This window comes from Thioalkalivibrio sp. ALE25, assembly GCF_000377285.1.
Classification (GTDB): domain Bacteria; phylum Pseudomonadota; class Gammaproteobacteria; order Ectothiorhodospirales; family Ectothiorhodospiraceae; genus Thioalkalivibrio.
The window spans coordinates 14,529-35,560 of record NZ_KB897940.1; the positions used below are offsets into that span (position 1 = coordinate 14,529).

At 68.3% G+C, this 21,032-nt stretch carries 18 protein-coding genes; 12 read left to right on the forward strand and 6 right to left on the reverse strand.

Features of this window, described 5'->3' with window-relative positions; genetic code table 11:
- Window positions 1-13 precede the first annotated feature (13 nt).
- Window positions 14-556, reverse strand: a complete 543-nt coding sequence (locus C996_RS0113085) for an outer membrane beta-barrel protein (RefSeq protein ID WP_018875589.1) — start codon at window positions 554-556, stop codon at window positions 14-16.
- Between the two features lie 294 nt (window positions 557-850).
- Between C996_RS0113085 and C996_RS0113090 the strand changes: the two genes are divergently transcribed.
- On the forward strand, window positions 851-1,165 hold the full coding sequence (locus C996_RS0113090; protein WP_018867881.1) for a high-potential iron-sulfur protein: 315 nt from the start codon (window positions 851-853) through the stop codon (window positions 1,163-1,165).
- A gap of 235 nt (window positions 1,166-1,400) precedes the next feature.
- Entirely contained in the window at window positions 1,401-4,622 is a 3,222-nt protein-coding gene (locus C996_RS0113095) for an EAL domain-containing protein (RefSeq protein WP_018867882.1), read from the forward strand.
- A gap of 27 nt (window positions 4,623-4,649) precedes the next feature.
- Here C996_RS0113095 and C996_RS0113100 read toward each other — a convergent pair whose 3' ends face one another.
- Window positions 4,650-5,363 (reverse strand): hypothetical protein, encoded by a 714-nt coding sequence (locus tag C996_RS0113100; RefSeq protein ID WP_018867883.1) that lies wholly within the window; start codon window positions 5,361-5,363, stop codon window positions 4,650-4,652.
- 84 nt (window positions 5,364-5,447) lie between these two features.
- On the opposite strand from C996_RS0113100, the gene C996_RS0113105 reads away from it, so the two are divergent.
- The 3 genes from C996_RS0113105 (at window position 5,448) to C996_RS0113115 (ending at window position 7,831) form a co-directional block, all read left to right on the forward strand.
- Window positions 5,448-6,101, forward strand: coding sequence for a TetR/AcrR family transcriptional regulator (locus C996_RS0113105; protein ID WP_018867884.1), 654 nt, complete (start codon window positions 5,448-5,450; stop codon window positions 6,099-6,101).
- Window positions 6,091-6,651: a carboxymuconolactone decarboxylase family protein gene (locus C996_RS0113110; protein ID WP_018867885.1), complete on the forward strand. Its 561-nt coding sequence runs from the start codon at window positions 6,091-6,093 to the stop codon at window positions 6,649-6,651. Before C996_RS0113105 ends, C996_RS0113110 begins: the two co-directional genes overlap by 11 nt.
- Before the next feature lie 88 nt (window positions 6,652-6,739).
- The gene (locus tag C996_RS0113115; protein WP_018867886.1) at window positions 6,740-7,831 is read left to right on the forward strand and encodes a DUF3524 domain-containing protein; all 1,092 of its coding nucleotides are present in this window, start codon (window positions 6,740-6,742) and stop codon (window positions 7,829-7,831) included.
- On the opposite strand, the gene mltF is transcribed toward C996_RS0113115, so the two are convergent.
- Window positions 7,818-9,284: a membrane-bound lytic murein transglycosylase MltF gene (gene mltF / locus C996_RS0113120; protein ID WP_018867887.1), complete on the reverse strand. Its 1,467-nt coding sequence runs from the start codon at window positions 9,282-9,284 to the stop codon at window positions 7,818-7,820. The genes C996_RS0113115 and mltF overlap by 14 nt on opposite strands.
- A gap of 270 nt (window positions 9,285-9,554) precedes the next feature.
- On the opposite strand from mltF, the gene C996_RS0113125 reads away from it, so the two are divergent.
- The 3 genes from C996_RS0113125 to C996_RS0113135 all read left to right on the forward strand — a co-directional run bounded on the left by C996_RS0113125 (window position 9,555) and on the right by C996_RS0113135 (window position 11,428).
- Entirely contained in the window at window positions 9,555-9,806 is a 252-nt protein-coding gene (locus C996_RS0113125) for a GlsB/YeaQ/YmgE family stress response membrane protein (RefSeq protein ID WP_018867888.1), read from the forward strand.
- A 3-nt stretch (window positions 9,807-9,809) separates the two neighbouring features.
- Window positions 9,810-9,998, forward strand: coding sequence for a DUF3185 family protein (locus C996_RS0113130; RefSeq protein ID WP_018867889.1), 189 nt, complete (start codon window positions 9,810-9,812; stop codon window positions 9,996-9,998).
- Window positions 9,999-10,129: 131 nt separating this feature from the next.
- Complete coding sequence (locus C996_RS0113135; RefSeq protein WP_018867890.1) at window positions 10,130-11,428, forward strand: OmpP1/FadL family transporter; 1,299 nt, start codon at window positions 10,130-10,132, stop codon at window positions 11,426-11,428.
- 39 nt (window positions 11,429-11,467) lie between these two features.
- On the opposite strand, the gene C996_RS0113140 is transcribed toward C996_RS0113135, so the two are convergent.
- A complete protein-coding gene (locus C996_RS0113140) occupies window positions 11,468-12,424 on the reverse strand; it encodes a matrixin family metalloprotease (RefSeq protein ID WP_038035818.1) in 957 nt (318 codons plus the stop codon).
- Window positions 12,425-12,571: 147 nt separating this feature from the next.
- On the opposite strand from C996_RS0113140, the gene C996_RS0113145 reads away from it, so the two are divergent.
- The gene (locus C996_RS0113145) at window positions 12,572-12,997 is read left to right on the forward strand and encodes a DUF3617 family protein (RefSeq protein WP_018867892.1); all 426 of its coding nucleotides are present in this window, start codon (window positions 12,572-12,574) and stop codon (window positions 12,995-12,997) included.
- 190 nt (window positions 12,998-13,187) lie between these two features.
- Here the strand turns inward: C996_RS0113145 and C996_RS0113150 are convergent, their stop codons facing one another.
- Window positions 13,188-13,787 (reverse strand): DUF938 domain-containing protein, encoded by a 600-nt coding sequence (locus C996_RS0113150; protein ID WP_018867893.1) that lies wholly within the window; start codon window positions 13,785-13,787, stop codon window positions 13,188-13,190.
- Between the two features lie 96 nt (window positions 13,788-13,883).
- Here C996_RS0113150 and C996_RS0113155 point away from each other — a divergent pair, with 96 nt between their 5' ends.
- A complete protein-coding gene (locus tag C996_RS0113155; protein ID WP_018867894.1) occupies window positions 13,884-14,729 on the forward strand; it encodes a bifunctional nuclease domain-containing protein in 846 nt (281 codons plus the stop codon).
- A 22-nt stretch (window positions 14,730-14,751) separates the two neighbouring features.
- Here the strand turns inward: C996_RS0113155 and pgi are convergent, their stop codons facing one another.
- Window positions 14,752-16,395, reverse strand: coding sequence for a glucose-6-phosphate isomerase (gene pgi, locus C996_RS0113160; RefSeq protein WP_018867895.1), 1,644 nt, complete (start codon window positions 16,393-16,395; stop codon window positions 14,752-14,754).
- 129 nt (window positions 16,396-16,524) lie between these two features.
- On the opposite strand from pgi, the gene glgA reads away from it, so the two are divergent.
- Window positions 16,525-18,012 carry a glycogen synthase GlgA gene (glgA, locus tag C996_RS0113165; RefSeq protein ID WP_018867896.1) on the forward strand — a complete coding sequence of 496 codons (1,488 nt, stop codon included), beginning with the start codon at window positions 16,525-16,527 and terminating at the stop codon, window positions 18,010-18,012.
- An 81-nt stretch (window positions 18,013-18,093) separates the two neighbouring features.
- Complete coding sequence (gene ppc, locus C996_RS0113170) at window positions 18,094-20,934, forward strand: phosphoenolpyruvate carboxylase (protein WP_018867897.1); 2,841 nt, start codon at window positions 18,094-18,096, stop codon at window positions 20,932-20,934.
- Window positions 20,935-21,032 lie beyond the last annotated feature (98 nt).

A 21,032-nucleotide genomic window follows, 5' to 3' on the forward strand; every position in this document is an offset into this window, starting at 1 on the left:
GCAACCCGCCGGATCAGAACTGCATGCCCACCTTGCCCATCACGCGCATGTTGTCGGCATCGGCGCGACGGCCGTCGAAGCGGTCACTCTCGGTGAACTGGTAACGCGCCTCCAGCCCCAGGAACCACTGCCGGTCCAGCTGGTACTTCAGGCTGCCACCCAGCTGGGCCGCCCACAGGCCATTGCGGTCGTCATCCAGCTTGGCCCGCACGTAGCCGATGCCGGGACCAAAGCCCAGCGACAGCCGTTCGTTCGGCTCGAACATCCAGTGGCTGTTCACCTCGGCGCTGGTCATCTTGAGCGGGTCGTCGCTGTAACGGCTCACGCTCAGATGATGGCGCAGCACGCCGGTGGCCGGCTGGAACAACTGACAGTTGGCGCCGATCTCGACCCCGTAGGCACCATCGCTGCTGGCATCCGACAGGTCCGGCGAGACCACACCGCCCAGCAGTGCCACGCTGGGCTCCATGCCGCGATCCACCGCGCTGGCCTGGGCCACCGGCATGGCCGCCAGCGCCCCCAGGGCGAACATCACCATCGTCTTACGGTACTGCATCGGGCACCCCCTAATTCGAATGAATAAGAAAACTCTAATGGTAGACCAGCCTGACGCGATCTTCATCACATCAGGCAGGACCCGGCGCTCGACATGGAATTTTTCCCGGCCCCGGTGCATCCCCTCTGCCGAACCACGATCGCCGGAAGGCTTCGGGGATCCCCGCAAAAATCGAGGGAACCCTCAAGGGCCCGAGGGCTCGAAGGGGTTGAGCCCGCACGTATCCAGCGTGCGTCGTTCGCTCCAACTGGCAACAAGAAGAACCATCCATTCAGAAAGCAAACGGAGGACCTCATGTCCGATCAACCGAATGCGAACCGTCGTAAGTTCCTGCGCCAGGCATCCGCTGCCGTGGCGGCCATCCCGGTCGTCAGCATGGTGGGCATCTCCTCGGCCAAGGCCGATACGAAAGCCGAAGACGGCCACGCCCACAACTACGTGAACGATGCGGCCGACGCCGACCACGCGGACTACTCCGAAGGCGAGAAGTGCAAGAACTGCGCCTTCTGGGGCGGAGGTGATGACCAGTGGGGTCAGTGCTTCCACGCCGACTTCCAGGGCGTTCAAGTGAACGCCGACGGCTGGTGCGACGAATACGTCGGAGCCTGATCCCGGCCCGCATATCCGGTCCGCGCCCGCGGGCCGGATACTCCCTCTCATGTCCCTCCCCGGCCATGGCTTGCATCCCCGCCACACAACCCCGCAAGCTAGACACCTGATTTCGTAGACCGGCTCCGGCGGGCTCCGCCCTATGGCCGAAAGGAAACTGCGTGTCCGACCCATTGACCCGGCTGACCCGCATCCCCGCCGGTAAGGCACCCTCCAATGCGAGCGGCTGCCACTGATGGATCTCTCGCTCGCCGGATTCACCGTCCTATACCTGGTCTATGGCCTGGCCTTCTTCTCCCTTGGCGTAGTCGCTTTCGTCCTGCCCCGCGGGGACGGATCCCTGCCGTTCGCCCGACATTTCTGGCTGCTGGGTCTGTTCGGCCTGATCCATGGCGCCTACGAATTCCTCCAGGCCGCGGGCTTGCACTATCCGGCGGCGCGCGACCCGTGGCTCAATGCCACCTGGCAACTGCTGTCCTACCTGCCGCTTCTGGAGTTCGGGCGCCGCGCCCTGCTCGCGAGTCCATCGCGCCTGCGCCTTGACGCCCTGTGGCTTTATCCGCTGATCGCCGTCGCGGTGCTCCTGCTCGTCGGTATGGCCGAGGACCCGGCGCGCGGGCTGGCCAATGGCGGGCGCTACCTGGTCGGCCTTCCGGGGGCCGTACTGTCCGGCCTGGCGTTCTTGCTTCTGCTGCGGGGGTCCCTCCAGCGCACCGCCGACGCCGACGATCATGCCAGCCAGTACCCGGCCCTGGCCGTCCTCGCCCTAGCCTTCCTCGGGTACGCCCTGATCACGCCGTTTCCGGGCACTGTCGACCCGGCTCTGCCCGAGTGGCTGCCGACCCATGCCGACTTCCTGGAGGCAAGCGGACTACCGGTGCAACTGCTGCGCATGTTCGCCGCCCTCCTCGCCGTCATCGGGATGATGACCCTGACCCGCTCGCTGGGCACCCAGCAGGGCGACGACTTGCTGCGGGTACTCGACACCATCGACGGCTTCGTCTATCGCTGCCGCAACAACCCGAACTGGGACGTGATCAACGCCGAGGGCGCCCTGGAGGAGCTCACCGGCTACTCGCGCGAAAGGTTCTTCGCCGAACGCCTCAGCTTCAACGATCTGGTGCACCCTGAAGACCGCGACCGGGTCTGGCGCGAGGTATCCGAGGGATTGCAGCGGACCGGCCAGTACCAGATCCAGTGGCGCCTGATCGGACGCAATGGCGGGGAGCGCTGGGTGTTCGAGCGCGGCGCCGGGATCTTCGACGATCGCGGGCGCCTTAAGTACTTGCAGGGGCATGTTATCGATGCCGACGAACTGGTCACCACCGGCGAGACCCTGCGGGCCCGGACCGACGAACTGGAATCCTTTCGCTCGACCCTGGACCTGACTCTGGACGCGGTCTTCCTGTTCGACGTCGAGACCCTGCGCTTTATCTATGTCAATCAGGGCGCGGTGGACCAGACCGGCATCCCGCGCGAGGAACTGCTCGAACTCCACCCCTATGACATCAAGCCGGACTACCCCGAGCCGCGCTTTCGTCAGCTGATCGAGCCGCTGCGCCGCGGCGAGCGTGACCAGTTCCGCTTCGAGACCAGCCATCGCCATCGCGACGGCTTCGAGGTACCGGTCGAGATCTCCCTGCAACTGGTCGCCCCGCGCGGCGAGACCGCACGCTACGTGGCGATCTCGCACGACATCACCCAGCGCAAGCGCAACGAGGAGGCCCTGCTCCAGGCCCTGTCCGAACTGGAAGCCTCGCGCGACGAGCAAACGCGCCTGCTGGAACTGACCCGGCGGGAGCAGGGGCGCATGGCCGCGCTGCTCTCGGCGATGAGCATCGGCATCCTGTTCGAGGACCGCGAGGGCCGGGTGGAATACGTAAACCCGGCCTTCCGGCGCATGTGGGCCATCGGCAGCGAGGTGGAACTGGTGGGTCGTCCCTCGCGCGAGGTACTGGAACATTCCACCCACCGCTTCGCGCGGCCGGATCACGCCTCGCGCCACGTGCTGCACGTGCTGGATACCCACGAGATCAGCGAACGCTTCGAGGTCGACCTGTACGACGGGCGCATCCTCACCCAGGTCTCCTACCCCGTCCACGACACCGACGAGCGTTCCATCGGTCGACTGTGGCTGTACGAGGACGTGACCCACGAGCGCCAGACCGCCCAGCAACTGGTCTACCTCGCAGAACACGACGCGCTGACCGGCCTGTACAACCGCCATCACTTCCAGAAACGCCTGGAACACGTGATCCACAGCGAGCGGCGGCGCAACGGGCGCTTCGCCCTGCTGTACTTCGATCTCGACGAGTTCAAGACCATCAACGACACCTTCGGCCACCGGGCCGGGGATACCGTGCTGGTGCGCGCCGCCGGCGAGATCGCCGCGCTGGTGCGCAGTCAGGATATCTTTGCCCGCCTGGGCGGCGACGAGTTCGCGATCCTGGTGGATCGCGAGTCGGAGCAGGAGCCGATCGAACTGGCCGAACGCGTGGGCCGCGCGATCTCGGCGATCCCGTTCCGCTTCCGCGGCCAGAACTACCGGCTCACCGCCAGCATCGGCATCGCCCACTTTCCGGAGCATGGCGACAACGTCGAGGACCTGGTGGCCCACGCCGACACCGCGATGTACCAGGCGAAGGACCTGGGCAAGAACACCTGGGCGGTATTCGACCGCAGCCGCAACACCGCCGAGCACATGCTGGAGCGGATGTCCTGGAGCCAGCGCATCGGCACCGCGCTGGAGCAGGGACACTTCGAGCTGCATTACCAGGGGATCTACGCGGTCGGCGATGGCCACCTGCACCACATGGAGGCCCTGGTGCGCATGCGCGACCCGGCGTCCCCGGAGGAAATCGCCATGCCCGGCCAGTTCATCCCGATTGCCGAGAAGACCGGGCAGATCCTCGACATCGATCGCTGGGTGATCCGCGAGAGCATCCGCCGACTGGCCGGGGACCCGGCCATCCCCGGGATCGCGATCAACATCTCCGGCCGCAGCTTCGACGAACCGGGACTGCCGCAATACATCGCCCAGCAGCTGGAACAGCAGGGGGTCGAACCGCGACGGCTGATCATCGAACTGACCGAGACCGCGGCGGTCTCCGAGATGCAGGATGCCCAGCGCTTCATCGAAGCGCTGCAGTACACCGGCTGCACCGTCTGTTTGGACGACTTCGGCTCCGGGTTCTCCACCTTCGCCTACCTCAAGTACCTGGGCGTGCAGGTCCTGAAGATCGACGGCATGTTTGTGCGCGACCTGCCCAACAACCGCGACAATCAGGCCTTCATCCGCGCGATGGTCGACGTCGCCCGGGGCCTCGACAAGCAGACCGTCGCCGAATGCGTGGAAGACGGCCCGACCCTGGAGATGCTGGCCGAACTGGGCGTGGACATGGCCCAGGGCTACCACCTGCACCGCCCGTCACCGGAGCTCCCCGCCGCCCATACATGAACGCTCCAGCGGGGTGCGCACGCCCCCTCAGTCATCCGTGATGGGCTGATACTCGTCGCGGCCCGCGGCCGGCTCCTCGAAGCGAAACCCCACCCCCGCAGGGGCGACCCGGAACACGCCGCGCGCGTGGACCCAGCCCTGATCCAGCACCGTGGCATCGACCTGTTCGAACAGCCGCTGCAGTGCGCGCGCGGTCGCGGCGCGGCGGGCGTAGTCCAGCCCGTGGCGTTCCCAGGCCTCGCGCGCGCCCGCCGCGAGCCCCCAGCCCGTCTCCACGAACCCGGCGATCCACAGCGCGCGCAGCACCGCGTCGCCCCATTGCTCGCGCAGGCGCGCCATTCCGGAGCGCGGATCCGGCGCCGCCTCCACCACCGCCATCAGCGACGCGGGCAGCAGCTCGCGCCAGTCGTCGCTTTCGAACGCCCCCGGCAGCAGATCCTCGTCGATGATCTGAACGAAGTCCGGCACCGGATCGGAGCCCGTACGTTCCGCCAGCTGAATCAGCGCCCCCGCCTCGTCGGTATAACCGGACAGGGCGAAGCCGCACAGGTGATGGTCGACGATGTCATGCACGAACACCGAGGTCGGGATACGCTCGCCGGTATACGGGGTCGCCGCGATCACGTCCGCGCCACGCCCCGGCAGATCCAGCTTCCAGCCACGCACCCCAAAGCCATCCTCCCAGGCATCCGCGTACTCCGCGGGAATGGATACGCCGGCGGCGTCAGTGGCCACATGCATGTCGGGAATTCGGGACATCGGCTTGTGCCCTCCTGGACGATTGCTCCTTGCACTTTACCGACCGGTCAACTAGTGTGCAAAGGCATGACAACGCCTCCGACCCCAACCCCGACCCACCGGGCCCGCGGCGACAGCCGCAACGCACTCCTGACGGCTGCGCGCGAACTGATCGTCGGTCGCAGCTACAGCGCCGTCGGCATCGCCGAGATCTGTGCCCATGCCGGCGTGCGCAAGGGCAGCCTGTACCACTTCTTCCCCGGCAAGGAGGCGCTCACCCTGGCGATGCTGGACGCCCTCTACGCGGACTTCGAGCGCGAGGTGCTGATCCCGGGGCTCGCCGGCGCCAACGGCCTGCACGCCCGGATCGAGGCGTTCGTCCATGCGATCCACGCCTTCGAGGCTCGCATGCAGGCGGAATCCGGCCAGTTGCCCGGCTGTCCCTTCGGCAACCTGGCCGTGGAGATGGGGACCCACAACCCGCCCCTGCGCCGGGCGATTCGGGGGCACCTGGACGCCGTCACCGCCCATTTCCGTTCCGTATTGGACGAGGCCGTGCAGGACGGCGAACTGCCCGGCGATACCAGCACCGAAGCGCTGGCCGAGCAGTGGCTGGCCCTGATGGAAGGGATCCTGGTGATGGCCAAGGCCGACCAGGACCCGGCGACGGTTCTGCGCCTGGGCCCGGCGCTGGTCACACTCCTGACCCACCCGCCCCCGGAGGTACCCCATGCGCGATGAACGCTTCCCCCTGCACGACGCCGCTAGCGCCCCGGAGGCGCAAGCCGTATTCGACCGAGCCGAACAAACCTTCGGCATGGTCCCCAACCTGATCTGCAAGATGGCCAGCGCGCCGGCCCTGGCCGAGGCCTACCTGGCGCTCCACGACCTGCTGCAGAAGACGTCGCTGAGCCCCACCGAACAGGGCGTCCTGCTGCTGACCGTCAGCCGCTACCACGAATGCGACTACTGCATGGCCGCGCACAGCATGACGGGTCGCATGACCGGCGTACCCGACGACATCATCGCCGCGCTGCGCGAGGACCGCGTGATCGGGGACCCCAAACTGGAGGCCCTGCGCCAGTTCACCCGCGCCATGCTCGAACAGCGCGGCTGGGTTGACGAGCCCACCCAGCAGGCCTTTCTGGACGCCGGGCACACTCCCGCGCAGATGCTGGAGGTCATCCTGGCGATCGGCCTGAAGACCCTGTCCAACTACACCAACCACATCGCCGGCACCCCGGTCGACGCGCCCATGGCCAGCGAACGCTGGAGCGCAACCGCGCGTTGACCGCGCATGCCGTAGCCGATGATGCGATTGCGGCATGCACCGCGCAGCGGCAAGGTAGGGCCTCGCTCCCGACCACCAGCCCGCCTGCATGCCGCCACGCTCGCGCATCCTCCTGCTCTCCGCCTACCGGGCCGACAGTCACGCCGCCTGGGTCGACTGGCTGACCACGACCTTCGGTCAATTCGACTGGGAGGTGCTGGAACTGCCCGGGCGGCACTTCCGCTGGCGCATCCGCGGCAACCCGGTCTCCTGGCTGGACCGGCTCGCGGGCGTGGAGGCCGATGCGGTCATCGCCACCTCGATGGTAGACCTGGCCACCTTGCGCGGCCTGCATCCGTCACTCGCCCGGCCACCCACGCTGTACTACGTGCACGAAAACCAGTTCGCCTACCCGGTCGGCCGCGACCAGGTGGATTCCGTGGACCCCCAGATGGTGCAGATCTACGCGGCACTGGCGGCGGACCGCGTGGCCTTCAACTCCGCCTTCAACCGCGCCTCGTTCCTGGATGGCATGGACGCCCTGCTCTCGCGGATGCCGGATCATGTCCCTGAAGGCCTGCGCACCCGGCTGCAGGCACGCAGCGAGGTCCTGCCCGTCCCGGTCGCGCCACCCACCGCGGCGGACAACCCGCGCGATCCGCGCCTGATCCTGTGGAATCACCGCTGGGAGTACGACAAGGCGCCGGAGGTGTTCGTCGAGGCGCTGCTAAGGCTGCGGGAGGCGGGCGTGGACTTCCGGCTCGCCCTGCTGGGGGCGCGGCCCGCGCAACCCCCCGAGGCCCTGCAGCGACTGCGCGCCGCCCTCGGGGACCGCATCGTGGCGGATGACAAGCTGCCGCGCCGGGAATACGAAGACCTGCTGGGCCGCGCGGGCATGGTCGTCAGCACCGCCCTGCACGAGTTCCAGGGACTCGCGGTACTGGAGGCCACGGCCGCCGGGGCGACGCCACTGGTCCCGGATGCCCTGGCCTACCGCGAGCAATATCCAGACACTTGCCGCTATCCCGCCGGCGATGGCGCGGCCCTGACCGAGCGCCTGCGACATTGGCTGCAACAGGGCACGCCGCCGGCACCGGACGTGCGCGCCTGGCTGCCGGCTCGGCTGGAACCGCGCTGGCAGCAGGCGCTGGATGCACTGGTCGCGGGCAACGCCCGCCGGCCCGGGATCAGTCGCGCCTGACCACGATCCGGTCGGACGGGAGCTCGTCCTCGGCCACGAAGACCGGGCGGATCACGTCGCGGTAGTTGCGAATGCGCTGCACGTAGTACACCGGCTGGTAGCCGCGGGCGTAGCCGAAGCGCAGGTTCTGGTAGTAGCGCTCCTCGGTCAGCAGCGGCAGGGTCTCGCGCATGTCGGCCCAGCGATCCGGATCACGCCCCAGCTCGCGCGCCAGCCGGCGCGCATCCAGCAGGTGCCCGCGGCCGATGTTGTAGGCCGCCAGCGCCAGGTAGGTGCGGTCGGGCTCGTCAATGTCGTCGGGCAGCAGTTCGTGCTGGCGCTGCAGGTAGCGCGCCCCGCCGTCGATGCTCTGCACCGGGTCCAGGCGATCCACCCCCAGGGACTCGGCCGTGCGCTGCGTCAGCATCATCAGGCCGCGCACACCGGTGGGGCTGCGCGCCTCCGGATCCCAGTGCGACTCCTGATAGGCCAGGGCCGCCAGCAGATCGGCCGGTAGATCGGTGCTTTCGGCCGCTTCCTCGAAATACGACTGGAACTGCGGCAGGCGGTCCTCGATGCGCCGGTTGAGCGCCCGCAGGTCGACAAAGTCGAACTGATCGATGTAGGCGTAGTAGCGCTCGTCCACGAGTTCGCGCAGTTCCCGGCCGCCATCGCCCTGCATCCAGTCGCCCGCCAGTTCAGCCAGCGCCTCCTGGTCCGGCTGTACGTACCAGCCCAGGGTGCGCGGCTCGGACAGATCGACGGCAATGTCGAGATGCGGGAAGGAGCGGCGGTTGTAGCGCACGATATGCGAGTCGGCCACGGTGCAGTCGATCTCCTGCCGGGCGACCTGCGCCATCAGCCGCTCGGTACCGATCTCGCGGACCTCGAACCCGGCCGCTTCCGGAAGCACTTGCTCCAGGGTCTCCACGTAGCTGCTGCCGGCCGAGACCACCAGATCCACCGAGCCCAGGTCGTCCGCCGATTCAGGCATGGCATCGAAGTCGCGATGGCAGACCACCTGCTCGGTGATCTCCATGTACTCCGGGCCGCGTCGGAAGCGCTCGTCCCGCGAGGCGAGATGGGTCAGCCCCGCCGCGGCCATATGCGCCTCGCCAGAGGCCAGCGTCTCGAGCACACCGGAGACCGATTCGGCCATGACCCACTCCACCTGCCAGCCATGCGCCTGGGCAAAGCCCTCGACCAGATCATGCTCCGTGCCCGCCGCTTCCAGATGCTGGTCAAAGTACCAGGTGGTGGGGGCATTGCGGGTCACTACGCGCAGCGTGCCGGTCTCCTCCACCGGCGCCAGCCGCTCGCCGGCGCTGGCATTCGAGACCATCGAGTCGGATTGCCCGTCCTCGGCGCCACAACCCGCGAGCAGCGCCAGCAGCGCGGCGGGCAGCAGCGCGCGGCCCTGTCCGCGGGATGACGGGCGCCAGCCCGCGGAGCAGCGATCATTCGGTTCATGCATTCCGGTTTCCTTCCCGTCGACAGGCCGCGCGGATTGGCTGACCCCGTCCATGACGGATCCATGAATGTCCGATACAGAGACTAGGGTTTTGCGGAATGGTTCTCAAAAATACCCACGACGAAGGGGTTGCCATCCCTTGCGGAGGTCACCGCTGGTGGGCGGCCCAGCCGCGTGCCCTGTACAGTCGAACCCTTCGCCACCGTGCTTTTCGGGGAACGCAGCGACCTCGGCACACTCCAACACTCCGTTACCCGCAAGGAGCGCGACATCATGGCCATCGAATCCCTTCTCCTCCTCCTGCTCATCGGCGGCATCGCTGGCTGGCTCGCCGGACTGCTGGTGCACGGCTCCGGGCAGGGCATCCTGCTCAATATCGTGGTCGGCGTGATCGGGGCCTTCCTCGGCGGCTGGCTGTTCACCCAGCTCGGGGTCCAGGCCGGCGGGCTGATCGGCAACCTCGCCGCCGCCACCGTCGGTGCCGTACTTCTGCTGGGCCTGCTCCGGCTGATTCACAAGGCCTGACCGATGACCCAGATCCTTGGAATCATCCTGCTGGTCGGGGGCCTGATCGCCGCTATTGTGGGCCTGCAGGATGCCTTCGGCATGCGCGAGCGCGCAGCGCGCCTGATCCTCGGCCGCTTTACCCGGCGCACCCTCGCGCTGCTGGTGGGCGGCGGCGTCGCCGCACTGATGGGCCTGATCCTGGTGACCTGACCGAAAAACGTGATGCGGTTGGCATCATCTCCCCGGAATCGGTAGTGTCCGCGGCGGGGGAGCTCGTGCCGGAAGCGCCATACCGCCCGCCGACGGTCCCCCCGAAAAAAGACCAATAAGGGGGAGACCGCATGACCTTGAAGCCTTCGCGCCGTCTGGCGCTTGCCGCCGCCGTCAGCACCGTCCTGTTCGCCACACCCACGACCCTGCTGGCCGCGGGCTTTTACCTGCAGGAGCAAGGGGTCTCCGGTCTCGGGCGCGCCTATGCCGGCGAGGCCGCCATCGCCTCCGATGCCAGCACCATCTACTTCAACCCGGCCGGCATGACCCGCCTGGAACGCAACGAGGTGCAGGCAGGCGTGTATCTGCTGGCCCCCGAGGCCAAGGTCAGGCGCAGCAGCTCCACCATCAATGGGGCCCCGTACGAGGGCCGCGACGGCAACAACCCCTACGACCCGACTCCGATCCCCAACCTGTACTGGGCGGAGCAGTACTCGGAACGTGTCTGGCTGGGCTTTGGCCTCAGCGCGCCCTTCGGCCTGAAGAACGAATACAACGATGACTTCTTCGCCCGCTACGACTCGCTGGAATCCGACCTGCGCGTGCTGAACCTGCAGCCCAGCATCGCCTTCGACCTGACCGACCGGATCTCCATCGGCGGCGGCCTCGACCTGCAGTACGCCGACGCGACCCTGCGCAGCGCCACTCCGGACCCGGGTGGCCCTAATCCGGACACCGACGGGGAATTCAAACTCGAGGGCGACAACTGGGATATCGGCTTCAACATCGGGATGCTGTTCGATCTGGGCGATGACACCCGCCTCGGCATCCATTACCGCGACGGCATCACCCACACCCTGAGCGGCACGGCGACCATCACCGAGCCCGCGGGCGGGCCTGTCTCCGTGCTGCCCGGGCAGGCCGACCTGAAGCTGCCTGATATCGCATCCATCGGCATCCGCCACCGCTTCAATGACCGCTGGACCGGCCTGGCTCAGTACACCTGGTTCAACTGGTCGAACTTCGACGAGATCCGCATCCAGCTGCCGCAGGGCAACGAACAGGTGCTGGAACAGAACTACCGCAACAGCTACGCCCTGGCGGTCGGAGCCGAGTACGAAATGAACCCGCGCTGGACCCTGCGCGGCGGCATCCAGTATGACCAGACCCCGACCCAGACCGACGGCCGCAGCACACGCACTCCGGATGGCGACCGCACCTGGTTCTCCATCGGAGCCACCTTAACCAGCAGTGACCGCTTCACCTTCGACTTCGGCTACAGCTACATCCACATCGGCAGCGAGGACCTGGACGTCACCCGGGGCTTCGATTCCAGCGGGGATGGACAGGCGGATACCTTTGTGAACATGCAGGGCACCACCTCGGGTCACGTGCACGTACTGGCCGCCGCCATGCGCTACCACTTCTAGCACCGATACCGGGACCGGGCATCCGCCCGACCCCGGCGGTCACCGCGCAAGCTCCACGTCGCAGGCCGCCGCCAGCGCGCGACGGTCGGCCTCGCTCAGGTCGCGCCGCCCGGCGTTGGCCTCCCCCAGCATCGCGTGCATCACGGCTGCCGGGTCGTCCACGTGATCGATCCCCAGGGCATGGCCCAGCTCGTGCGCCAGCGTCAGACGCAGCTCATCGGCGTCACTCGCCTTGAACACGGTGATCGAGCGCCGCGCCCCGTGCTGCTCGTACACCGCCATGTCGAAGGCCCCGGTCGTACCGATCTCGCGGTTGAGCTCCGCGACCCGCTCGTTGAACCCATCGATCTCGCGCTCCAGTGCCCGGATGTCACGGTTGAGCTCGTCACGGCGCTGTTCCAGCGTGCGCCGGCGCTGATCGAGGTCGTCACCCGCGCGGTCCAGCGCCCGGCGCTGCCGCTCCAGACGTTCGCGATTCCCCGCGCTGTGCGCCATGCGACCGGCATTCCAGGCGGCCACCGCCTGCTCGTATTCGCGCTGGCGCGCCTGAAAATCCTCGAGATGACGCTGATAGCCCGCGGCATCCGCCGCCAGCGCCGAGTGGCGATGATCCAGGCGCTCCTCGCGCTCGGCGATCCCCCGCTGGAGGCGGTCCAGTTCCGCGCGGGCACGGTCCCGGCTCTCGGCTCCTGCCTGGCGCTCGTCGAACACCAGCCGCACCGGCATACCCTCGCCTTCACGCTGGCGGAAGAGCACGTCCGGCGTCTGCCCGTCCCACATCCGGACGGCCGCATCCAGGGCCGTCTGCACCGCGTCGCGCTCCAGGCGGAAGCGCGGATCCACGCCCGCCAGGTGCAGGGCGACCGGCACCTCGCAGCGCGGCGCGGCCAGGTGCGCGTGCCCACCGGACGAGCCCGGCAACTGCCCCTCCTGCCACAGCACACCCCCCAGCGCGAGCGCGCCGACACCCCCGACCAGCCACAACGGCAATGCCATCGCGTTCCCTCCGAGTGAATCCTTGTAGAACCACTGATCAATGTTTCCTTAAGGTGCCAGTGCGCGGTCGCGGAAACCAGCGTTTGCCCCGTCATGGCGGGGCAGGCACCATTGAACGATCGCCTTACCCCGTTTCAGGAGACTGTCATGCTGCGCATCCTTTTCGCCGCCCTGCCCCTCGTGGCCCTGCCGCTGGCCGCCCAGGCCGACACCCCGAACATCCAGCCGGGCCTGTGGGAAAACCAGAACACCATGATCATGGAAGGCATGGGCAACATGCCGGACCAGACCGAGACCACGACCGAGTGCGTCACCCAGGAAGACATCGATCGCGGCGAAAGCATTATCGAGGCGCCGGAGGGCTGCACCCTGGATCAGATGGACATGACCGCCGAGCGCATGGACTACACCATGAGTTGCACGGACCCGCAGGGCGGCCAGATGCAGATGGAGGGCAGCATGCGCTTCATGGGCGATCGCGCCGAGGGCGAAATGACCAGCGAGATGGACACCCCGATGGGCCCGATGAACGTGCGCATGGAAATGCGCGGCCAACGCATCGGCGACTGCTGACCTCCGCTTTCGTCACGCGCCCTAAAAGGCGCTAACAGGAAGATGAGAAGGCTGGAAGAAAGACTGATTGGTGGGCTGGGGCAGGCCACGACCCACCAGGGCATTTCTTCCAAACTTCCCGTCTTCCTGTGAATATCCCTTAATGTTGTCCAAGGCTTTCGTGACGCCGTAATGACCATACCCCGGCTTTTCAGGCACGACGCCAGAGGAGGATCTGGTTGTTGGCCGGGAGGTTGATGACCGCCTCGGGTGCGAGACCGGCGGCGGTGGCGAGCGCGTCCAGGTGGGCGCGGTCGCGCACGCCCATGCCCGGGTCCTGCGCCCGCAGCATCTGGTCGAAGCGCGCGTTGGATTCGGCGGTGTGGGCCCCGTCGTGGGCGAACGGGCCATACAGGGCGAACAACCCGTCCGGCGCCAGCACCCGTGCCACGCCGGCGAACAGCGCCTCGACCGCCGGCCAGTGCATGATGTGCACAGTGTTGGCGCTGTAGACGTATTCGAACGGCCCCTCCGGCCAGGGGTCCCGCAGCACGTCCAGTGGCTGCGCCGGCCGCAGGTTGGGCACGGCGGCCTCGCGCCGCCAGGCCTCTACACCGGGCAGATTCTCGGCCACATCACTGGGATGCCAGTCCAGGTGGGGAAGCGCCGCGGCGAAGTGCACCGCGTGCTGCCCCGTTCCAGCGCCGACCTCCAGCACCCGACCGTGGGCGAGAAAACGCTCGCGCAGCACCTCCAGGATCGGCGTGCGGTTCTGTTCCGCCGCCGGGGCATAGGGCTTGTCACTGGCCATCGTATCCATCCATCCGGAAAAGCAGGCCGGGTATTCTGGACGCCTCGCGAGCGCACTGCCATGATCGGGAGACACCTTTTCCCAGGCACCCTGCCGATGCCCCGCTCCCGGTTATCCCTGCCCCTCGTACTCGTCCTGCTGCTGGTTCTGGCCAGCGATGCCCTGGCGCGAGAGATGGCCACTGATCCGGATCGCCTGCTGCCGGTCGAGCTGGCCACCGTCGGGGTGGACGCCAACTCCGGCGCCCCCATCGCGTTGCTGCGCCACCCGGCCTCCGGCGAGGTGGTGCCCATCGTGATCGGCACCGATCAGGCCCGCGCGATCCTGCTCGCGATGCACGAGGTCCCGCTGTCGCGCCCGCAGACCCACGATCTGATGATCGACCTGCTGGAGCAACTGAACGCCCGCCTGGAGCGGGTGATCGTGGACGGCCTGGAAAACGGCACCTATCTCGGCTGGCTGGAGGTGCGTGTGGCCGGCGACGACGAGCCGCGGATGATCGACACCCGTCCCAGCGACGCGCTCGCCCTGGCCGTTCGCAGCGGGGCGGCGATCCACGTCGCCCCGGAGATCCTCGAGGCGGAGGTGCCCTTCGACTACACGCCGCCGGGCGAGGACGAGGTCGTCACCGCCCTGGGCATCACCGTAGTCGAGGCCCGCGACGACCTGCGCGAGGCCCTGCAACTGCCCGACGAACCCGGCGTTCTGGTCAGCCGCGCGACCGGGCGGGCCGCCACCGCGGGACTGAGCCACGGGGCCCTGATCCTGGAGGTGAACGGCCGCGTGCCCGCCACCCCGATGGACTTCCTCGAGGCGGTGTCGGCCACCGCCGATGGCGCGGAGGCCGAGATCCGCTTCTGGCTGGACGGCGACACCCGGACGATCACCCTGCCCACGGACGTCCCCGCTATCGAGGAGTCCGACGACGCCCTGACCGTCTGAGCCAAGTCGGAACGGACGTGGGTCAGTCCCGCTGCGGTAACCGCGGGCGCAACCAGTCGAGCGTGGCGGTGGTCGCGGGATCGTGTGCGGCGGGTGTCGCCCCCGGCTCCAGATCCGCGAGGATCTGGCCGGCCAACTGCTTGCCCAGCTCCACCCCCCACTGGTCGAAGGCGTTGATACCCCACAGCGTGGCCAGCACGTAGATCTTGTGCTCGAACAGCGCGATCAGCGCGCCCAGCGTGGCCGGGTCCAGGCGTTCCAGCAGGATCAGCGTGCTCGGCCGGTTGCCGGGGAAGCTCCGGTGCGGCGCCAGGGCGTCGATCGCCTCCGGCGACTGTCCCGCCGCCGCCATCTCCGCGCGCACCGCGCCCTCGTCCTTGCCCGTCGCCAGCGCCTCCGCCTGCGCGACCAGGTTGGCCATCAGCAACGGATGCTGCGCCGGCAGGTCGTGCTCGGGGCGCGCCACGCCGATGAACTCGGCCGGGATGAAGCGCGTGCCCTGATGCAGCAGCTGGAAGAAGGCATGCTGGCCGTCGGTCCCCACCGCGCCCCAGACCACCGCGCCGGTATCGTCCGTCACCACCTGGCCGTCCAGCCCCACGCGCTTGCCCAGGCTCTCCATCTCCGCCTGCTGCAGGTACGGGGGCAGCAGCGAGAGGCGTTCGTCGTAGGGCAGCACTGCGCGCGACTGCGCGCCCAGCAGATTCTGGTTCCACAGATCCACCAGCGCCATGCGCACCGCCGCGTTGCCGGCGATCGGCGCGCGCCGGACGTGCTCGTCCATAGCGTGCGCGCCGCCGAGGAAGGCACGAAAGCCATCCATGCCCAGCAGCAGTGCCACCGGCAGCCCGATGGTGGACCACACGGAGTAGCGCCCACCGACCCAGTCCCAGAAACCGAACATGTTGTCCGGGTCGATGCCGAATTCGGTCACCCGGTCGCGCGCGGTGGACACCGCCACGAAGTGGCGCGCCACGGCCGAGTCGTCCGGTGCATGGCGCAGCAGCCAGGCGCGGGCCGCGCGGGCGTTGGTCAGGGTCTCCTGGGTGCCAAACGTCTTGGAGGCGACGATGAACAGCGTGGTCTCCGGGTCGGCCTCGCGCAGCACGGCGGAGAGGGCCGCGCCGTCCACGTTGGAGACGAACTGGACCGCCAGCGGCGCGCCTTCGGCCGTCGCCCGCGCATGCGGCGCCAGCGCCCGGCAGACCATGCGCGGCCCGAGGTCGGAACCGCCGATGCCAATGTTCACCACCCGCTGGATCGGACGTCCACTGTAGCCCCGGTGGGTACCGTCGTGGACCTGTTGCACGAAGGCCTCGACCCGGTCCAGCTGGGCATGCACCTGGGGCACGACATCGTGGCCATCCACCTCGCAGCGCGCCTCGCGCGGCAGACGCAGGGCGGTGTGCAGCGCCGCCCTGCCCTCGGTGGTGTTGACCCGTTCGCCGGCGAACAGCGCGCGCAGCGCCTCCGGCACCTCGCAGGCCGCGGCCCGCTCGAAGAGCGCATCCCAGGCCGGGGCGTCCAGGCGCTGACGCGTCCAGTCCAGGCGCATGCCGGCGATTTCCTGCACATCCCGCTGCACCCGGTCGGGATCGCGCGCGAACAGATCGCGCAAGGTCTCGCCCTCCAGCCGGCGGGCCTCGACCCGCAGGGCACTCTCCATCCCCGTATTCCGTCCTGTCGTCATTCCATGCCCCCGCTTGTCCTGTTCCCCAGAGTGCCGCCCGGTCCCCTGCGTTACAATCCATAGAAACCATCCGGCGCCGCCGGTTCCGTTCCCGGGGAACTCTTCATGCGCATCCTGTTCGCCAGCAGCGAGGCCTACAGCCTGGTCAAGACCGGCGGGCTCGCCGATGTCAGTGCCAGCCTGCCCGCCGCCCTGCGCCGCCGACGCCAGGATGTGCGCCTGGTCCTGCCCGGTTATCCCGAGGCCTGCCGCAATCTGGTGGATGCCACCCCGCGCCCGGGTCCGGACAACGCCCCGTGGCAGCTCCTCGAGGGCCGCCTGCCCGGCACTCGCGTGCCGGTCTACCTGATCGACTGGCCGGAGTACTTCCAGCGCGCCGGCAATCCGTACAGCGCCAGCAACGGCATGGACTGGCCGGACAACGCCCAGCGCTTCGCCGGTTTCGCCCGCGCCATCGTCGCCCTCGCGCGCGACGAGGCCGGGCTGGGCTGGACCCCGGAGCTCATCCACCTGAACGACTGGCAGACCGGCCTGGTGCCGCTGCTGCTGGACCCGGAGCGCACCGGCATCGAGCGCCCGCGGACCGTATTCACCATTCACAACCTGGCCTACCAGGGCCTGTTCCCGGCCAGCACCCTGCAGGAGCTGAACCTGCCCGCGGACCTGTGGCACCCGGAGGCGCTGGAGTTTCACGACCAGCTGTCGTTCATGAAGGCGGCCCTGGTCTTTGCCGACGCCATTACCACGGTCTCGCCGACCTATGCCCGCGAGATCCAGGAGCCAGCCTCCGGCATGGGCCTGGACGGCGTGCTGCGCGCCCGCGCCGCGGACCTGCACGGCATCCTCAACGGGGTCGACTACCGCGACTGGGACCCGGCGCGCGACCGCCATATTGCCGCGCGCTACAGCGCCGACGACCTCGCCGGCAAGGCCGCCAACAAGGCCGCGCTACAGACCCGCCTGGGCCTGGAACCGGACCCGGACATCCCGCTGCTGGGCCACGTCGGCCGCATGGTCGAGCAGAAAGGGGTAGACCTGCTGCATGCCGCCTGCACCCCGCTGCTGGAGGCCGGGCGCATCCAGCTGGCCCTGGTCGGCTCCGGCCAGAAGGACCTGGAACACGCCACCGGCGCCCTGGCGCGCGCCTATCCCGGCCGGGTCGGGGTGCACATCGGCTATGACGAGCCCCTGGCCCACCAGATCGAGGCCGGCGCCGACCTGTTCCTGATGCCCTCGCGCTTCGAACCCTGCGGTCTCAACCAGCTCTACAGCCTGCGCTACGGCACCCCGCCGGTGGTCCACGCCACCGGGGGCCTGGCGGACACCGTGGTCGACGCCACACCCGATCATCTGGACACCGGCACGGCCACGGGATTCAGCTTCTCGCCGGACAGCGTGGCCGCCCTCGGCGGCGCGCTGGAGCGCGCCCTGGGGCTGTACGCCGCCCGCGGCGACGGCCGCTGGGAACAACTGATGCGCACCGGCATGGCCCGCGACTTCGGCTGGAACGCGAGCGCCGACGCCTATCTCGCCCTGTACCGCGAACAGCTCCCGCGCCGCAGCCGGCGTGCGAAGGCCGCATCTGCGCTATAATCGCGTCCTTTTCGCGACCTCCCGACCCCAACCGGCAAGCCCAGGCAGCGGCGATCGTCGTCCTGCGCGCACAGGCCCGATATGACTCGAAGCGATCAACACGACCGATTCCTGCCCAAGGACAAGGAACTGCGCGCCCGCGTGCGGCTGTTCGGGGAACTCCTGGGCAACGTGATCCACAAGCTGGAAGGCCAGGCGGTATTCGACGCGGTCGAAAAGCTGCGCCGCGGCTTTGTCAGCCTGCGCAAGAACGAGGACCCGGACCTGCGCCGCCAGCTGATGGCGGACATCACCCACTTCGACGCCGCGCTCACCGAGCGCGTGATCCGCGCCTTCAGCATCTACTTCAGCCTGGTCAACATTGCCGAGGAAGACCTGTTCTACCGCTGGCGCCGGGCCCAGGTCTCCAGCGGCGAACCGCTGTGGACCGGCTCCTTCGACCAGACCCTGCGCCAACTGCATGACGAGGGGGTCACCGCCGAGGAGCTGGAACGGCTGCTCAGCGAACTGCACTACCAGCCGGTCTTCACCGCCCACCCCACCGAGGCCCGTCGCCGGACCACGATGGAGAACCAGCGCCGCGTGTTCGAGACCGCCGACCGGCTGAACCAGCCCGGTCTGGGCGAGGAGGAACGCCGCCTGATCACCGAGGAACTGGAAACCCAGATCCAGATCCTCTGGCGCACCAACGAGGTACGGGTAAAGAAGCCGCAGGTCCAGGACGAGATCAAGTACGGTCTGTTCTACTTCGAGGAGAGCCTGTTCGAGGCCATCCCGCAGTCCTACCGCTTCCTGGAAAAGGCCATCCGCCGCATCTACGGCGTCCACCCGGACGGCAGCCTGCCGGTGCGGATCCCGGCCTTCCTGCACTTCGGTTCCTGGATCGGCGGGGACCGCGACGGCAACCCGAACGTGACCCCCGAGGTCACCGAACTGTCCTGTCGCCTGGCGATGGAGCAGGTCCTGCGCGAATACATCAAGCGGGTCAACCACCTGCGCAACGTGCTGACCCACTCGTCGTTCATGTGCCAGCCGTCGCAGGCCTTCCTCGACAGCCTGGACTCCGACGCCAACATCGCGAACGCGGTGTTCCAGGGGGCCTCCGACCGCTTCGAGAGCGAGCCCTACCGGCGCAAGCTCTACATCATGCGGTATCGCCTGCGCGAAACCCTGGACACCGTGGTCCGGCGGGTACATGGCGAGGCCGCGGTGCTTCCGACCAACAGCGCCTATGCCGACGCCCAGGCCTTCCTGAGCGACCTGAAGCTGATCCGCGACTCGCTGATCAGCCACGGCGACCGCAATATCGCCAGCGGCGCGCTGACCGATCTGATCCGCCTGGTCGAGACCTTCGGCTTCCACCTGCACCACCTGGACGTGCGCCAGGAATCCACCGTGCATACCGACGCGATCGCCGAGATCCTCGGCCAGCTGGCCCCGGACACCGACTACGCCGCCCTGGACGAGACCGGCCGCCAGCAGGCCCTGAGCGACCTGATCGCCGCCGAACAGTTGCCGGAACTGGACCGCGACGCCCTGGGCGAAGGCACCCGCGAAACCCTGCGCGTGTTCGAGGTCATCCAGGGCATGCGCCGCGAGGTCGGCCCGGATGGCATCGGGACCTACGTGATCTCCATGACCCACGCGGCCTCGCATGTGCTGGAGGTCCTGCTGCTGGGGCGCCTCGCGGGGCTGGCCGGAGACAACGAAGACGGCAACCCCTTCTGCCACCTGCGCATCTCGCCGCTGTTCGAGACCATCGAGGACCTCCTGCATGTCGAGGACGTCCTCGAGGGCCTGCTGTCCAACCCGGTCTACGCCCGCCTGCTGGCCGCCTCCGGCAACATCCAGGACGTGATGCTCGGCTATTCGGATTCCTGCAAGGACGGCGGCATCCTCGCCTCCAGCTGGAACCTCTACGAGGCGCAGAAGAAGATCGTCGGCATCACCGACCGCTTTGGCGTGCGCTGCCAGCTGTTCCATGGCCGCGGCGGCACCGTCGGCCGTGGCGGCGGCCCGACCCATGAGTCCATCCTCGCCCAGCCCCCGGCCACCGTGCAGGGGCGCATCAAGTTCACCGAACAGGGCGAGGTGCTGTCGTACAAGTACTCCAACGTGGAGACCGCGGTCTATGAGCTGGGCATGGGCGCCACCGGTGTCATGCTCGCCTCGCGCAGCCTGATCCGGCCACCGCGCCAGGATCGCGACGACTACCGCGCCACCATGCAGGATCTCGCGCAATGCGGCGAGGATGCCTATCGCGAGCTGATCGACCGCACCGACGGTGTGCTCGACTACTTCTACGAGATCACCCCGGTGCAGGAGATCGGCTTCCTGAACATCGGCTCGCGCCCCTCGCACCGGCGCAAGACCGATCGTTCCAAGAGCTCGATCCGGGCGATCCCCTGGGTCTTCGGCTGGGCCCAGGCGCGCCACACCCTGCCCGCCTGGTACGGCATCGGCACCGCGCTGGAGCGCTGGCGTGGCGACGATCCCGAGCGCCTGGCCCAGCTCCAGCGCATGTACCAGGAGTGGCCGTTCTTCCGCTCGCTGCTGTCCAACTGCCAGATGGCGCTGACCAAGGCCGACATGCGCACCGCGGCCGAGTACGCCCGCCTGTGCAGCGACCCGGAACTGGCCGAACGCATCTATGCCCGGGTCCGCGACGAGCACAGCCGCACCGTGACCGAGGTGTTGCGGGTCGCCCAGCTGGACGCCCTGATGGACGAGACCCCCCTGCTGGCGCGCTCGCTGCAACGGCGCAACCCGTATCTGGACCCGCTCAACAGCATCCAGATCCACCTGCTGCGCGAATCCCGCGAGTTCGACGCCGAGGCCGGAGACGACGCCGACAATCCCTGGCTGTCGCCCCTGCTGCGCTCGATCAACGCCATCGCCGCCGGCATGCGCAACACCGGCTGACCCTTACGGGAGCGCGAGCTGGCCGGTCCGATGGTCCGCGACCATCATCGCGTCAGGGAAACGCTGATCAATGTGCACATTGACCAGCGTTTCCCCTA

Excerpts from the sequence above, each read along its gene's own strand:
- C996_RS0113085 (WP_018875589.1), bottom strand. The coding sequence starts at position 556 with ATGCAGTACCGTAAGACGATGGTGATGTTCGCCCTGGGGGCGCTGGCG.
- C996_RS0113090 (WP_018867881.1), top strand. The coding sequence starts at position 851 with ATGTCCGATCAACCGAATGCGAACCGTCGTAAGTTCCTGCGCCAGGCA.
- C996_RS0113095 (WP_018867882.1), top strand. The coding sequence starts at position 1,401 with ATGGATCTCTCGCTCGCCGGATTCACCGTCCTATACCTGGTCTATGGC.
- C996_RS0113100 (WP_018867883.1), bottom strand. The coding sequence starts at position 5,363 with ATGCATGTGGCCACTGACGCCGCCGGCGTATCCATTCCCGCGGAGTAC.
- C996_RS0113105 (WP_018867884.1), top strand. The coding sequence starts at position 5,448 with ATGACAACGCCTCCGACCCCAACCCCGACCCACCGGGCCCGCGGCGAC.
- C996_RS0113110 (WP_018867885.1), top strand. The coding sequence starts at position 6,091 with ATGCGCGATGAACGCTTCCCCCTGCACGACGCCGCTAGCGCCCCGGAG.
- C996_RS0113115 (WP_018867886.1), top strand. The coding sequence starts at position 6,740 with ATGCCGCCACGCTCGCGCATCCTCCTGCTCTCCGCCTACCGGGCCGAC.
- mltF (WP_018867887.1), bottom strand. The coding sequence starts at position 9,284 with ATGCATGAACCGAATGATCGCTGCTCCGCGGGCTGGCGCCCGTCATCC.
- C996_RS0113125 (WP_018867888.1), top strand. The coding sequence starts at position 9,555 with ATGGCCATCGAATCCCTTCTCCTCCTCCTGCTCATCGGCGGCATCGCT.
- C996_RS0113130 (WP_018867889.1), top strand. The coding sequence starts at position 9,810 with ATGACCCAGATCCTTGGAATCATCCTGCTGGTCGGGGGCCTGATCGCC.
- C996_RS0113135 (WP_018867890.1), top strand. The coding sequence starts at position 10,130 with ATGACCTTGAAGCCTTCGCGCCGTCTGGCGCTTGCCGCCGCCGTCAGC.
- C996_RS0113140 (WP_038035818.1), bottom strand. The coding sequence starts at position 12,424 with ATGGCATTGCCGTTGTGGCTGGTCGGGGGTGTCGGCGCGCTCGCGCTG.
- C996_RS0113145 (WP_018867892.1), top strand. The coding sequence starts at position 12,572 with ATGCTGCGCATCCTTTTCGCCGCCCTGCCCCTCGTGGCCCTGCCGCTG.
- C996_RS0113150 (WP_018867893.1), bottom strand. The coding sequence starts at position 13,787 with ATGGCCAGTGACAAGCCCTATGCCCCGGCGGCGGAACAGAACCGCACG.
- C996_RS0113155 (WP_018867894.1), top strand. The coding sequence starts at position 13,884 with ATGCCCCGCTCCCGGTTATCCCTGCCCCTCGTACTCGTCCTGCTGCTG.
- pgi (WP_018867895.1), bottom strand. The coding sequence starts at position 16,395 with ATGGAGAGTGCCCTGCGGGTCGAGGCCCGCCGGCTGGAGGGCGAGACC.
- glgA (WP_018867896.1), top strand. The coding sequence starts at position 16,525 with ATGCGCATCCTGTTCGCCAGCAGCGAGGCCTACAGCCTGGTCAAGACC.
- ppc (WP_018867897.1), top strand. The coding sequence starts at position 18,094 with ATGACTCGAAGCGATCAACACGACCGATTCCTGCCCAAGGACAAGGAA.